This is a genomic window from Klebsiella sp. CN_Kp073, assembly GCF_040065495.2.
Lineage (GTDB): Bacteria > Pseudomonadota > Gammaproteobacteria > Enterobacterales > Enterobacteriaceae > Klebsiella > Klebsiella aerogenes.
Genome location: NZ_CM198051.1, coordinates 198,567 through 212,198, shown reverse-complemented (window position 1 = coordinate 212,198; position 13,632 = coordinate 198,567). Strand labels below are relative to the sequence as shown.

The window sequence follows — 13,632 nt, the reverse complement described above, 5'->3', positions numbered from 1 at the left end:
ACTTGAAGTATAAGGAGTTGATGGGAAGTGGTTTCCCTGTATTAACTATTATCTTTATCTTTCAGCCGTCAAGGCGGATGAAAAAGTTTTCTGACGAAAGGGAGAGAAACATGCAACGTTGCGGATGGGTAAGCCAGGATCCTCTTTATATCCAGTATCACGATAACGAATGGGGAGTCGCCGAGAGAACGCCGCAAAAGCTGTTTGAAATGATCTGCCTCGAAGGCCAGCAGGCGGGACTCTCGTGGATAACCGTACTGAAAAAACGGGAAAACTATCGTCAGGCCTTTCACCAGTTTGACCCGATTCGCGTAGCGGCCATGGATGAAGCTGACGTCGAGCGCCTGTTACAGGATGCGGGCATCATCCGCCATCGGGGGAAGATCCAGGCCATCATCGGCAATGCGCGGGCGTTTCTCGCCATGGAAGCCAACGGTGAAGCATTCAGCGATTTTGTCTGGTCGTTTGTCGATAATCAGCCGCAAATTACCCATGCCGCGACGCTCGCCGAAATCCCCACCACCACACCAGCCTCCGATGCTCTATCTAAGGCGCTGAAAAAGCGCGGCTTTAAATTCGTCGGCTCCACTATCTGTTATTCATTTATGCAGGCCTGCGGGTTAGTCAACGATCACGTGACCGGTTGCTGTTGCCACCCCGGGAGACCAGCATGATCAAAAAATGGGATGCCGCAGAGACCGGCCCGCTACTCGAGTTGTGGCTGGAAAGCACTATTTACGCGCATCCGTTCATTGCAGAAAGCTACTGGCGGGAGAGTCTGGAAGTCGTGCGCGATGTCTATCTTCCCGCCGCCGCCACCTGGGTGTGGCAGGAGAATGATGCGCTGAAAGGGTTTGTCAGCGTGATGGATTCGCGCTTCGTCGGGGCGCTTTTCGTCACCCCGCAAGCGATCCGCCACGGTATCGGCCGCGCGCTGCTTGATGAGGTCAAGCAGCACTACGACTGGCTAAGTCTGGAGGTTTATCAGAAAAACGTGCGGGCGGTGAATTTCTACCACGCGCAGGGCTTCCGTATAGAAGACTGCGCGTGGCAGGACGACACCCAGCATCCGACCTGGATTATGCATTGGCCGGCGGGTCAAATGCGCTGAGCGCCAGCGCGGGTCCATCATATTTTTCCAGCCATGCCAGCGCCGTATTCCCGGCGCAACCGTTGCCCAGACGCGAGGTCGGAATATCTTTCGTCAGCACGTTCACCGCGCCGTTTTTGCAAATTCCGACATTGGGGTCGATATCCGGCCACGCGCCTTCATGCAGGCAAATCACCCCCGGGCGAATACCTTCCGTGACCACCGCGCCGGCCAGTACCTGACCACGTGAATTCCACACCCGCACCAGATCGCCGTCGGCGATATTGCGCGCCTGCGCGTCCAGCGGATGGATAGTCAGCGGTTCGCGCCCGGCGACGGCGTAGCGTTCTCGCAGCGAAGTCTGGTTCAACTGGCTATGCAGGCGGTGCGCCGGGTGGGCGGAAAGCACCTGTAGCTGACCCGCCTCGGCGTTGCCGTGCCACTCATCAGGCTCGAGCCACATCGGGTGCGGCGGACAATCGGCATAGCCAAAGCCGGCAATGGTCGGCGAGTGAATTTCAATTTTCCCGCTCGCGGTTTTTAACGGGTTAGCCTGCGGGTCTGCGCGGAATGCCGCGAAGCGGGAGAATCGGGCATTGTCCGGGTTTTCCGGCATTTCTATTAGCTGATTAGCCTGCCAGAATTCGGCAAACGGCGGCAGCGTCACCTGCTGCTGCGCCCCGCGTTGGGCGGCAATCTGGTAGAAGGTCTCCAGCCATTGCAAATCGTTTTTTCCTTCGGTGAAACGTTCGCGACCGCCCGCCTCCCAGCGTTCGCTCAGGTCCGCAAAGACATCGAAATCATCGCGCGCTTCATCGCGCGGCGCGACCACCCGCTTCATCGGCACCAGATGCTGATTGCTGTAGTCGCCGGTCATGGTCAGATCGTTGCGCTCAAACGAAGTGGTCGCCGGTAAGACGATATCGGCATGGCGCGCGGCGGCGGTCCAGAAGCATTCGGAAATCACAACCAGCTCCGGCTTCTGCCAGGCCTGAATCAGGCGGTTGGTATCCTGATGATGGGTAAAGTTGGCGCCGCCCGCCCACCAGATAAAGCGGATATCGGGAAAGCGTCGCGTCATCCCGTTGTGCTGATAGCTTGCCCCAGGGTTTTCCAGCGCCTCAACGATACGGGCGACCGGGATTTTCTCCACCGCATCGGTTCCTCCCGCCACGCTCCCCTGCATAGAGGCCAGCACCGCGGCGCGGCGCGTCGGGTTGCCGCCGTTGGCAAAGTGGTAAGAAAGACCAAAACCGCCGCCGGGCGTGCCAATCTGCCCCAGCATCGCCGCCAGCGTCACCAGCATCCAGTGTTTTTGCTCGCCAAACTGCTGGCGCTGCATGCCCCAGCCGGACATCAGCATGGTGGTATTTTCATGGAAAAGTTTTGCCAGTTCGCGGATTTTATCCGCCGCTACGCCGCAGATCGCCGCCGCCCATTCGGCGGTTTTGGCGACGCCATCGCTTTCACCACTCAAATAGCGGGCGAAAATGTCATAACCGCTGGTACAGCGGGCGAGGAATTCATCGTCCTGCCAGCCATGCTCGACCAGGGTATGGGCGATCCCCAGCATCAACGCGACGTCAGTGCCCATATGCGGCGCGATCCACTCCATTGATTCGCCAAAGAAATCAACGCTTTCCGATCGCATGGGATCGATACAGATCAGCCGTTTGCCGCTCTGGCGCAGGCGATCAAACCAGGGGATCCCTTGTTCATCCGAGGCGTTCCAGGCAATTTTCAGCGTATTCAGCGGATTAGCGCTCCACAGCACCACCACCTCGCTGTGCTCCAGAATAAGCGGCCAGCTGGTCTGCTGCTGATAAACTTCATTACCGCCTACCACATAAGGCATGATCGCCTGCGCCGCGCCGGTTGAATAATCGCCGAGGTGGCCGGTATAGCCCCCGGCAAGACTCATATAGCGCTGCAGCAAGGTTGCCGCCTTATGCAACACGCCGTTAGAACGCCAGCCATAGGAACCGGCGAAAATCGACTGCGGGCCGTAGCTTTCACGGATCCGCCGATGCTGAGCATCAATCAGGTCAAGCGCCTGCTCCCAGCTTACCCGCACGAATTCATCCTGACCGCGCACGCCCTGCGGCTGTTGGGGCGAGGCGAGAAAGCCTTTTCGCACCATCGGATAGCGAACGCGAGTTTTACTATGCACCTGTTCGCGCACCGCCGTTTGCAGCGAGTTGGCGAAGGGAGTGTCCAGCGCGCCGCGGGACGAAATCACATTTTCACCATCCGTCTCTACCAGCATTGGCCCCCAGTGGGCCGCGGTTAGGATGGTTTTAGTTGCAGATGAGGTTGGCAAAGCAGGCTCCTGGGTCAGCGAATGCAGGTGTTGTGGCGGTTTGTTAGTCAACCGTTCAATGTTACTTACAAAAAGAGATACCCTGCGGGGAATTTTCTCCGTATTCGGACGTCATAATCAACCGTCACGCTTGCGGTGGCAAAGAATAAAAAGGATTAAGGAAATAAGATGAAAAAACGCGTACTGATGATTGCTGCTATCGTTAGCGGCACACTGGCTATTTCTGGTTGTACTACCAACCCTTATACCGGCGAACGCGAAGCAGGAAAATCCGGCATCGGCGCGGGTATCGGCTCCTTAGTGGGCGCAGGCGTCGGCGCGCTCTCCTCTTCCAAACATGACCGCGGCAAAGGCGCGCTGATTGGCGCAGCGGCAGGCGCGGCGCTCGGCGGCGGCATCGGTTACTACATGGACGTGCAGGAAGCGAAACTGCGCGAAAAAATGCAGGGAACCGGCGTCAGCGTGACGCGAAATGGCGACAACATCGTGCTTAACATGCCGAATAACGTCACCTTTGACAGCAGCAGCGCCAACCTGAAACCTGCAGGCGCCAACACCCTAACCGGCGTCGCGATGGTGCTGAAAGAGTACGAGAAAACCGCCGTTAACGTCGTCGGATATACCGATAGCACCGGCAGCAACGATCTGAACATGCGTCTGTCACAACAGCGTGCCGACAGCGTCGCCAGCGCGCTCATCACTCAGGGCGTGGCGGCTAACCGTATTCGCACCACCGGCATGGGCCCGGAGAACCCGATCGCCAGCAACAGCACGGCGGAAGGCAAAGCGCAGAACCGTCGCGTGGAAATTACCCTCAGCCCGCTGCAGTAATCTTCTCGTTTCCGGCCCGGCAGCCTTCCTGCCGGGCAAAATGCTTGATATCGCTATTTTTCGCGCTAAGGTGTTGGCAGATTTTCAGCAAAGGAAGCCATCATGGCGAAAGCGGCGCGAGCAACCATCAGCGACGTGGCGAAAGCCGCGAAGACCGGTAAAACCAGCATTTCACGCTATCTCAACGGCGAAAAGCATCTGCTATCCGACGATCTACTGGCGCGGATTGAAAAAGCGATTGCCGAGCTCAACTACCGTCCCAGCCTGATGGCCCGTGGCCTGAAACATGGCCGTACCCGCCTGATTGGCCTGATCATCGCCGATATCACTAACCCTTACTCCGTGAACGTGTTAAGCGGGATTGAAGCCGCCTGCCGCGAAAAAGGCTTCACCTTGCTGGTATGTAATACCAACAACGAAATCGATCAGGAGCTCCACTATCTCGACCTTTTACGCAGCTATCAGGTTGAAGGGATTGTGGTTAATGCGGTCGGCATGCGCGAAGAAGGCCTCAACCGTCTGCAGCAATCCGCGCTGCCGATGGTGCTTATCGACCGTAAAATCCCCGATTTCGCCTGTGATGTCGTGGGGCTGGATAACACCCAGGCCGCCACCACCGCCACCGAGCATCTGGTAGAAAAGGGTTTTGAAGCGCTGCTGTTTTTAAGCGAGCCGATTGGCTCCGTTAACACCCGCCGCGAGCGCCTGGACGCCTTCCGCGCCACCCTACAGCGCTATACTGGCGTAGTGGCGGAAAATGCTGAAGTACCGCTTAACGATGGCGCCATGATGGATAACGTCCTGCGCCAGTTCCACGCCCGCCACCGCGGAATGCGCAAAGCGGTGATTTCCGCCAACGGCGCCCTGACGTTACAGGTAGCCCGCTCGCTGAAGCGCGTTGACCTCATCTGGGGCAGCGATATCGGCCTGCTGGGCTTCGATGAGCTGGAATGGGCGGAGCTGGCCGGCGTCGGCATCACCACCCTCAAACAACCAACCTGGCAGATTGGCTATGCCGCAGTCGAACAGGTCGTCAGACGTATCGAAGGCGGCAGCGACCCCATCTGCGAGCGGGTGTTCTCCGGCGAGCTCATTGTGCGGGGATCAACTTCTCGTTAACGATTCATCGTGATGACGATCATAAATTAAACATCCTGGCCTTTTCTTTGGAACCGGTACCATCTAGCGTAATAGGGAGTTAAGCCCCACCACGCCAGGAGTTTGTTCAATGGCCAGAAAAATCATTGTCGTCACCGCCGCTTATGGCAACGACCACGTTAAAGCGCTTGGCGGGCAGTCCGCCGTATTACCCTTTATCGCCGGTTCCGGCGCCGATGGCGTGGAAATTCGCCGCGAGCTGTTCAGCGCGGCGGAACTGAAGCAGTTGCCGACGCTGGCGGCCGACATTGAAAAACGGGGCCTGCAGGCCTGCTACTCCGCGCCGCAAGCGCTGTTCGCCGACAATGGCGAGCTCAATCCTAATCTCCCGTCATTACTTGAGGAAGCGCAAACCCTCAACGCCCTGTGGCTGAAGCTCTCCCTCGGTCATTTCGTCCATAATCAACAGCTGGAGACGCTGCGCGATATTCTGAGCGACAGCGGCATGGCGCTGGTGGTGGAAAATGACCAGACCGATTGCGGCCAACTGGCGCCGATGCAGCGCTTCAAAGCCGCCTGTCGGGTCCATCAGATGCCGGTGACGCTGACTTTCGACATGGGGAACTGGCTGTGGGTCGGCGATTCGCCGGAAGAAGCCGCACGCCATCTGGCCCCCGCAGTCAGCTATATTCATGTGAAGGCGGCGGAGCCTCATCATGAGAAGTATCGCGCCGTCCCACCGGACCAGGCGGACGCACGCTGGCTGGCGCTGCTCGATAACCTGCCCGCCGACGCGCCGCGCGGTATTGAATTCCCGCTGGTCGGCGACGACCTGACCGCCGTCACCCGCCATTACGTTGATCTGCTACGCGAGGATTAAGCCATGGAAAACTTAGATGTCATTACCATTGGCGAAGCCATGGCGATGTTTGTCGCCACCGAAACCGGCGAACTGGCGGAAGTTGAACGCTTTATCAAACGCGTGGCCGGCGCTGAACTGAACGTGGCGACCGGACTGGCGCGACTGGGGCTGAAGGTGGGCTGGGTGAGCCGCGTCGGCAACGATAGTTTTGGCCGTTTCGTGCTGAATTCACTGGCCAAAGAAGGTATTGACGCGCGCGGCGTAGCCGTTGACGAGCGCTACGCTACCGGCTTCCAGATGAAATCTAAAGTCGAAAATGGAACCGATCCCATCGTGGAATATTTCCGTAAAGGATCGGCTGCCAGCCATCTGTCGACGGAAGATTTCCGCGCCGATTACTTCACCAGCGCCCGCCATTTGCACTTAAGCGGCGTCGCCGCCGCGCTGTCCGACAGCTCGTATGCATTGCTGGAACATGCGGCCAACGTAATGAAAGCCGAAGGGAAAACCCTCTCTTTTGACCCAAACCTGCGCCCGGTACTGTGGAAAAGCGAAGCCGAGATGGTGGAGAAACTGAACAGCCTCGCCTTCCAGGCTGATTGGGTTTTGCCAGGCTTAAAAGAGGGGGTGATTCTTACCGGCCAGCAGACGCCGGAAGGTATCGCTGATTTCTATCTGTCGCGCGGCGTTAAGGCGGTGGTGATTAAAACCGGCTGCGACGGCGCATGGTTCAAGACCGCCGACGGCGAACAGGGCGCCATCGCCGCGATTAAAGTCGATAACGTGGTGGACACCGTCGGCGCGGGCGATGGCTTTGCCGTCGGCGTGATCAGCGCGCTGCTGGAAGGCAAAACGCTGACGCAAGCCGTGAACCGCGGTAACAAAATTGGCTCGCTGGCCATTCAGGTCCAGGGCGATAGCGAAGGGCTGCCCACCCGCGAAGCGCTGGGCGAATAATCTTTTCACCTAAAACAGCCGTCCTGTACCCTACATGCAGTGCGGCACAGCAGCGCCCGTCCCGGCGGGCGTATGTCACCTCATTGACAGAGGCAAGCCTATGAACAGTTCAACAAATGCAGCAAAACGTTGGTGGTACATCATGCCTATCGTGTTTATCACGTATAGCCTGGCGTACCTTGACCGCGCCAACTTCAGCTTTGCATCGGCCGCGGGCATTACCGAAGACCTTGGCATCACTAAAGGCATCTCATCGCTGCTGGGCGCCCTTTTCTTCCTTGGATACTTCTTCTTCCAAATCCCCGGAGCGATTTACGCCGAACGCCGCAGCGTGCGTAAACTTATCTTTATCTGCCTGATCCTGTGGGGCGGCTGCGCCTCGCTGACCGGCGTAGTGCATAACATCCCGGCGCTGGCGGCCATCCGCTTTATTCTTGGCGTGGTGGAAGCGGCGGTCATGCCGGCGATGCTGATTTACATCAGTAACTGGTTCACCAAATCAGAGCGTTCGCGCGCCAACACCTTCCTGATCCTCGGCAACCCGGTCACCGTACTGTGGATGTCGGTCGTATCGGGTTATCTGATCCAGGCCTTCGGCTGGCGTGAAATGTTTATCTTTGAAGGGATCCCTGCAGTAATTTGGGCCTTCTGCTGGTGGGTACTGGTGAAAGACAAACCGTCGCAGGTGAACTGGCTGGCGGAAAGTGAAAAAGCGGCGCTGCAGGAACAGCTGGAGCGCGAGCAGCAGGGTATCAAAGCGGTGCGTAACTATGGCGAAGCCTTCCGTTCACGCAACGTGGTGCTACTGTGTATGCAATATTTCGCCTGGAGCATCGGCGTGTACGGTTTCGTACTGTGGCTGCCGTCAATCATCCGCAGCGGCGGCGAAAACATGGGGATGGTCGAGGTAGGCTGGCTCTCTTCAGTACCCTATCTGGCGGCAACGATTGCGATGATTGCCGTCTCCTGGGCTTCCGATAAGATGCAGAACCGTAAGCTGTTTGTCTGGCCGCTGCTGCTCATTGGCGGGCTGGCGTTCATCGGCTCGTGGGCCGTCGGCGCCAACCATTTCTGGGTCTCTTATACCCTGCTGGTGATCGCCGGCGCGGCCATGTACGCCCCGTACGGTCCGTTCTTTGCGATTATCCCGGAGATGCTGCCGCGCAACGTCGCCGGCGGCGCGATGGCGCTGATCAACAGTATGGGAGCGCTGGGTTCCTTCTTTGGCTCATGGTTCGTCGGCTATCTTAACGGCGCAACCGGCAGCCCGTCCGCCTCGTACATTTTCATGGGTGTGGCGCTTTTCGCCTCGGTATGGCTTACTTTAATTGTTAAGCCTGCTAAGAATCAAAAACTTCCGCTTGGCGCTCATCACGCCTGAACTACTTACGCTACGGAGATTCGCATGAAGCCGTCTGTCATTCTCTATAAAACGCTTCCCGACGACCTGTTACATCGTCTGGAGGAACATTTTTCCGTCACCCAGGTGAAAAACCTGCGTCCGGAAACCGTTTCACAGCACGCGGAGGCTTTCGCCCAGGCGGAAGGTTTACTGGGTTCGAGTGAAAAGGTTGACGCCGCGTTACTGGAGAAAATGCCGAAGCTGCGTGCGACCTCTACCGTGTCTGTCGGCTACGACAATTTTGATGTCGATGCGTTGAACGCGCGCAAGATTTTGCTGATGCATACGCCGACCGTGCTGACCGAAACCGTCGCCGATACGGTGATGGCGCTGGTGCTGAGCACCGCGCGTCGGGTGGTTGAGGTCGCTGAACGCGTAAAAGCGGGCGAATGGACCAAAAGCATCGGGCCGGACTGGTTCGGCTGCGATGTACACCATAAAACCTTAGGCATCGTCGGCATGGGCCGCATTGGCATGGCGCTGGCGCAGCGCGCGCATTTCGGTTTCGGCATGCCGATTCTGTATAACGCGCGCCGTCAGCATCCGCAGGCGGAAGAGCGCTTTAACGCCCGCTACTGCGATCTGGATACCCTGTTACAGGAAGCGGATTTCGTCTGCCTGATCCTGCCGCTGAGCGAAGAGACCCACCACCTGTTCGGCGCAGCGCAGTTTGCCAAAATGAAATCTTCCGCCATCTTCATTAACGCCGGGCGTGGTCCGGTGGTTGACGAGCAGGCGCTGATTGCGGCGCTGCAGGCCGGTGAGATTCACGCCGCCGGTCTTGATGTCTTTGAACATGAACCACTGGCAAAAGATTCGCCATTACTGAAACTGCCGAACGTGGTCGCGCTGCCGCACATTGGTTCCGCTACCCACGAGACGCGTTATAACATGGCGGCCTGCGCGGTAGACAATCTGATTGACGCGTTGAACGGCAAGGTAGAGAAGAACTGTGTGAACCCGCAGGTGAAGTAAGCGAGAAAAGCAGAAGCCCGGCCGGCGGCGCTTACGCCGTCAGCCGGGAGAACAGCGATATACCGATTAACGCGTGGCGTTAACCGCCGCCGTCCAGGCCTGATTAAAGGCCTGATGCTGTGCGGCCAGCGGGGCGATCAGCGCATTGTACTGGCTCGCCTGCTGTGACGTCGGGAACTGAATACCGTTGGCCACGAAGCTCACCTGCGTCCCCTGCTGAGCGACAAAATCACCCACCTGGACCAGCTGCTGAGTAAAGATCTGCGCGGCCGGGATCAGCGGCTGCAGCGCATTCGCCGGCGCCGTCACGACTTTATTAAACACCTGGTCATAAACCGGCTTAAGGTCATCAGCCTGCTTCAGCGCGCCATGCGCGGCATCGGCCTGCATTTTGGCGTTTTCCAGCTGCTGGCTCAGCACGCCCAGCGCGCCGTTAGCCTGACGCAGCGGTTCACGCTGAGTGGTATAATCCTGCGCCACGCGAATGGCGTTAACGCTATCAACCACCGGGCGCAGACCTGCATCCATCGCCTGGCTGACCTGCTGTGAATAAGCGTAAATCACCGCATAATCGGAAACGAAGGGGCCGAACTGTTTTTTCTGATCGGCGGTAAGCGTTGGCAGACGTTCGCCGCTACGCATCGCCGTATTCTGCAGGAAGTCGATGAACGCTTTGCGCTGATCGCCTTCTTTATCAAAACACCCACTCAGGCTAACCACCATTAATATGGCCGCAACGGCCGCAAACCAGCGAGAGCAGGACTTTCCTGTCGCCATTTTTTTACTCCTTCAGCCAAAAAAAGCGCAAACAGGCACACGCGTGCCAGACGCTGACAAGGATAGTCCAGGACGGGCTTGCAGGATACCCTTTCCTGATAATCTTACCGTGGAAAATGCCCTTTTTTGCCACCCCGGCGCCAGCCATGTCCGCTGTTAAGTTCATCACATTTAACGCGATAACTTAACCGGCAAAAATAGTAAATATCTTTTTGATTTAATTAAAATTAATAAAATCATCGGTGAATGAGTTGGGCAAAGCGGACGATAATCGCACGCTTCCTGACGGCGGCACATTGTCTACAGGCAGGTTCAATGGTTTGATTAATGAGCGATTAACGGCGTTATGTTCGATTATCGCACAAACAACATCAATGATAGCGAGGGAGACTATAACAATACCTCTGTCCCCCGCTCAGCCTGCCAGGAATGCCGTATGAAGAAAACAACCATCGATATTCAGGCTTTTATCAACGAACATCCATTCACTAAGTACCAATGGATGATTCTCGCCTTATGTTTTATTACCGTCGCGATGGACGGATTTGATACCGCGATTATCGGATTTATTGCTTCAGACCTGGTACAGGAATGGGGCGTTGAGAAATCCGCGCTGGGCCCGGTAATGAGCGCCGCTCTGGTCGGGCTCGCCGTCGGCGCGCTGACGGCCGGGCCGCTCGCCGACCGTATTGGCCGCAAGAAAGTGCTGATTATGTCGATCCTGGTGTTCGGCGGCTTTAGTTTGTTAACCGCGTTTGCCAGCAGCCTGAACCAACTGACATTATTACGCTTCCTCACCGGGTTGGGCTTAGGCGCGGCAATGCCGAATGCCGCGACGCTAATGAGCGAATATGCTCCGGAACGCCGCCGCGCGCTGATGGTAAACCTGATGTTCGTCGGCTTCCCGATGGGATCGTCGCTCGGGGGCTTCCTGTCAGCCTGGATGATCCCGCACTATGGCTGGCAAAGCGTGCTGGTGCTTGGCGGCGTGATGCCGCTGCTGCTGGCCGTGGCGTTAATGTTCCTGCTGCCGGAATCCGCCCGCTATATGGTCGTGAAACGGCAGCCGGCACAACGCATCGCCGCCATCCTGAAGCGTATCGCGCCGCTGCCGGATGCGGTTGAATTTGAGCTACGTGAAGCAGGCCAGGTGAAGGAAAAGTCGGCCATTGGCGTGATTTTCTCCCCGCGCTACGCCGTGGGCACCGTGATGCTGTGCCTGACCTATTTTATGGGATTATTGATTTTCTATCTGCTGACCAGCTGGCTACCGCTGCTGATCCGCGAAACCGGCGCCTCGATGAGCCAGGCTTCTATCATCACCGCGCTGTTCCCGCTCGGCGGCGGGATTGGCGTATTGATCCTCGGCGCGCTAATGGACAAGATCAACCCTAACAAGGTGGTTGCCGTCGGCTGGCTGCTCACCGGCGTCTTTGTTTGCCTGGTCGGTTTCTCAACCAGCAATCTGCTGCTGATGGGAGTGATGGTGTTCATCGCCGGCAGCATTATGAACGGCGCGCAATCATCAATGCCGGCGCTGGCTGCCGGGTTCTATCCAACCCAGGGCCGTGCCACCGGCGTTGCCTGGATGCTCGGTATCGGCCGCTTCGGCGGGATCCTCGGCGCCTTCAGCGGCGCTTTCCTGATGCAGGCGCAATTGTCGTTTGAAACCATCTTCACGATGCTGGCGATCCCGGCGTTTTTATCCGCCATCGCTCTGCTGGTGAAATACAAAATGAGCCAGCGCCAGCCAACCGTCAGCGAAAATGACAGCAAGAATTTACAAAAAGCCTAATCAATCCAGCCAGCGCTCTGCGCTGGCTTTTTCTTGCCGCAAACCATCATTTACATAAATTTTCTAAAGCCGCTGTCGATGTTAGGAATCATCATCTTAGCTTTTACGCACGCCGCTTTTCCGGGTGATTAACGAAACCACGCCAACAAATAATCACTGCGGTTATTATTTTCCTTACTTTTGCGACTATTCTTAAATGGCTCGATGTATTTTCCTCTCCGCAGTGAGACAGAATAGGAGCTCTCAATGGAATATAAAGATCCCGTATTTGATTTGTTGAGTAACCTGGAACAAATTGTTTTTAAAGATCAGCCGCAAACGGCCACGCTTGCCCGTACACCAAGCGTTTTTAATGAATTTGAACGGCTGCGTAAAGGCACAGGGCTTAAGACCGATGATTTCGCCAATGCCATGGGCGTCAGCGTCGCAATGGTCGAAGAGTGGGAGTCGCGACGGGTAAAACCGTCATCCACGGAACTCAAACTGATGCGCCTGATGATGGCCAATCCGCAGCTCTCAAGGCAGCTAATAGATTGAAAAACTGGTTTACTATCTTCTTTTGGTAACGGTCCTGATGCAGGGCCGTTTTATATCCTGATGAAAAAAAGTTTGCTATCCGACTGAGAACATGCGTTAATGCTCGCAGGTTTGATGTACAGACCACAGAGCAGTCGAATAGAGCAGTCCTTCAAAGGTTATCCATTAGATATCCCCGTAGTGAACTTTCCCTTTATCGCTTTAAATCTGTAGTCCAGACCACTACGCCGCAAGGCTCACTAATTTTTTTAAAGGTAATTCACTATGTCCGGTAAAATGACTGGTATCGTAAAATGGTTCAACGCTGACAAAGGCTTCGGCTTCATCACTCCTGACGATGGCTCTAAAGACGTGTTCGTACACTTCTCTGCTATCCAGAACGATGGCTACAAATCCCTGGACGAAGGTCAGAAAGTTTCCTTCACCATCGAAAGCGGCGCTAAAGGCCCGGCAGCTGGCAACGTAACTTCTCTGTAAGTTCAAGCCGCTAAGAATAATAAATCCCTGCCTTATGGCGGGGATTTTTTTTATCTATTCCGGCGCCACAATCTCACTGATAAACAGTCGCAAGGACAATCCAGATCCGGCAGCTTATCCGGCACCAGGTGGGAACAGCACTTACCGTCGCAGCCAGTGACAACATCACAACCATCGCAAGCATCGCGCTTTCTTCCCGGTTTACGTCTTTTTTTACCCGCTGGGTTAGCCGCGAGTTTTTGTTGCTGTAGGGTTTCCGCAGCCACCCGACAGTCGGCGAATCGCTGACGAATTTCTCGCCAACCGTCAACGACGCCTTTGTTATGAATAATGTCTTTTACCGCACCTGAACAACCCTGCGTATGATGTAAAACGCTATAGGCGCAGCGGTAGCCCTTACGGGGAGAGACAATCCGTTGATAGAAAACAATTAATTTTAAAATTAGGTTGTCCATATATACCTAAAATGTACTGGCTATCAGTCATCATATCCCTCCCGATCGACCGACAG

At 56.2% G+C, this 13,632-nt stretch carries 14 protein-coding genes; 11 read left to right on the top strand and 3 right to left on the bottom strand.

Features of this window, described 5'->3' with window-relative positions; all coding sequences use genetic code 11:
- The first annotated feature begins 110 nt into the window (after positions 1-110).
- A complete protein-coding gene (tag, locus tag ABLV66_RS01040; RefSeq protein ID WP_047047771.1) occupies positions 111-674 on the top strand; it encodes a DNA-3-methyladenine glycosylase I in 564 nt (187 codons plus the stop codon).
- Positions 671-1,111 (top strand): N-acetyltransferase, encoded by a 441-nt coding sequence (locus tag ABLV66_RS01035; protein WP_348876591.1) that lies wholly within the window; start codon positions 671-673, stop codon positions 1,109-1,111. The genes tag and ABLV66_RS01035 overlap by 4 nt, the downstream gene beginning before the upstream one ends.
- Here ABLV66_RS01035 and ABLV66_RS01030 read toward each other — a convergent pair.
- Entirely contained in the window at positions 1,080-3,410 is a 2,331-nt protein-coding gene (locus tag ABLV66_RS01030; protein ID WP_348876592.1) for a molybdopterin guanine dinucleotide-containing S/N-oxide reductase, read from the bottom strand. The genes ABLV66_RS01035 and ABLV66_RS01030 overlap by 32 nt on opposite strands.
- A 168-nt stretch (positions 3,411-3,578) precedes the next feature.
- On the opposite strand from ABLV66_RS01030, the gene ABLV66_RS01025 reads away from it, so the two are divergent.
- The 6 genes from ABLV66_RS01025 to ghrB all read left to right on the top strand — a co-directional run bounded on the left by ABLV66_RS01025 (position 3,579) and on the right by ghrB (position 9,535).
- Complete coding sequence (locus tag ABLV66_RS01025) at positions 3,579-4,241, top strand: OmpA family lipoprotein (RefSeq protein ID WP_348876593.1); 663 nt, start codon at positions 3,579-3,581, stop codon at positions 4,239-4,241.
- Between the two features lie 102 nt (positions 4,242-4,343).
- Complete coding sequence (locus ABLV66_RS01020) at positions 4,344-5,360, top strand: LacI family DNA-binding transcriptional regulator (RefSeq protein WP_045390758.1); 1,017 nt, start codon at positions 4,344-4,346, stop codon at positions 5,358-5,360.
- Between the two features lie 109 nt (positions 5,361-5,469).
- Positions 5,470-6,219: a sugar phosphate isomerase/epimerase family protein gene (locus tag ABLV66_RS01015; RefSeq protein WP_348876594.1), complete on the top strand. Its 750-nt coding sequence runs from the start codon at positions 5,470-5,472 to the stop codon at positions 6,217-6,219.
- 3 nt (positions 6,220-6,222) lie between these two features.
- Entirely contained in the window at positions 6,223-7,158 is a 936-nt protein-coding gene (locus tag ABLV66_RS01010; protein ID WP_213797583.1) for a sugar kinase, read from the top strand.
- Between the two features lie 100 nt (positions 7,159-7,258).
- Positions 7,259-8,539, top strand: coding sequence for an MFS transporter (locus ABLV66_RS01005; protein ID WP_045390750.1), 1,281 nt, complete (start codon positions 7,259-7,261; stop codon positions 8,537-8,539).
- A 24-nt stretch (positions 8,540-8,563) separates the two neighbouring features.
- Positions 8,564-9,535 (top strand): glyoxylate/hydroxypyruvate reductase GhrB, encoded by a 972-nt coding sequence (ghrB, locus tag ABLV66_RS01000; RefSeq protein ID WP_063415760.1) that lies wholly within the window; start codon positions 8,564-8,566, stop codon positions 9,533-9,535.
- 66 nt (positions 9,536-9,601) lie between these two features.
- On the opposite strand, the gene ABLV66_RS00995 is transcribed toward ghrB, so the two are convergent.
- Complete coding sequence (locus ABLV66_RS00995; protein WP_045390744.1) at positions 9,602-10,312, bottom strand: DUF3053 domain-containing protein; 711 nt, start codon at positions 10,310-10,312, stop codon at positions 9,602-9,604.
- A gap of 436 nt (positions 10,313-10,748) precedes the next feature.
- Here ABLV66_RS00995 and ABLV66_RS00990 point away from each other — a divergent pair, with 436 nt between their 5' ends.
- The 3 genes from ABLV66_RS00990 to cspE all read left to right on the top strand — a co-directional run bounded on the left by ABLV66_RS00990 (position 10,749) and on the right by cspE (position 13,121).
- Positions 10,749-12,107 carry an MFS transporter gene (locus ABLV66_RS00990; RefSeq protein ID WP_047067277.1) on the top strand — a complete coding sequence of 453 codons (1,359 nt, stop codon included), beginning with the start codon at positions 10,749-10,751 and terminating at the stop codon, positions 12,105-12,107.
- A gap of 246 nt (positions 12,108-12,353) precedes the next feature.
- The gene (locus ABLV66_RS00985) at positions 12,354-12,644 is read left to right on the top strand and encodes an HTH-type transcriptional regulator (protein ID WP_045390740.1); all 291 of its coding nucleotides are present in this window, start codon (positions 12,354-12,356) and stop codon (positions 12,642-12,644) included.
- A gap of 264 nt (positions 12,645-12,908) precedes the next feature.
- Positions 12,909-13,121 carry a transcription antiterminator/RNA stability regulator CspE gene (gene cspE, locus ABLV66_RS00980; protein WP_000014594.1) on the top strand — a complete coding sequence of 71 codons (213 nt, stop codon included), beginning with the start codon at positions 12,909-12,911 and terminating at the stop codon, positions 13,119-13,121.
- Between the two features lie 50 nt (positions 13,122-13,171).
- On the opposite strand, the gene yidD is transcribed toward cspE, so the two are convergent.
- The gene (gene yidD, locus ABLV66_RS00975) at positions 13,172-13,576 is read right to left on the bottom strand and encodes a membrane protein insertion efficiency factor YidD (RefSeq protein ID WP_072058237.1); all 405 of its coding nucleotides are present in this window, start codon (positions 13,574-13,576) and stop codon (positions 13,172-13,174) included.
- Between the last annotated feature and the right edge of the window lie 56 nt (positions 13,577-13,632).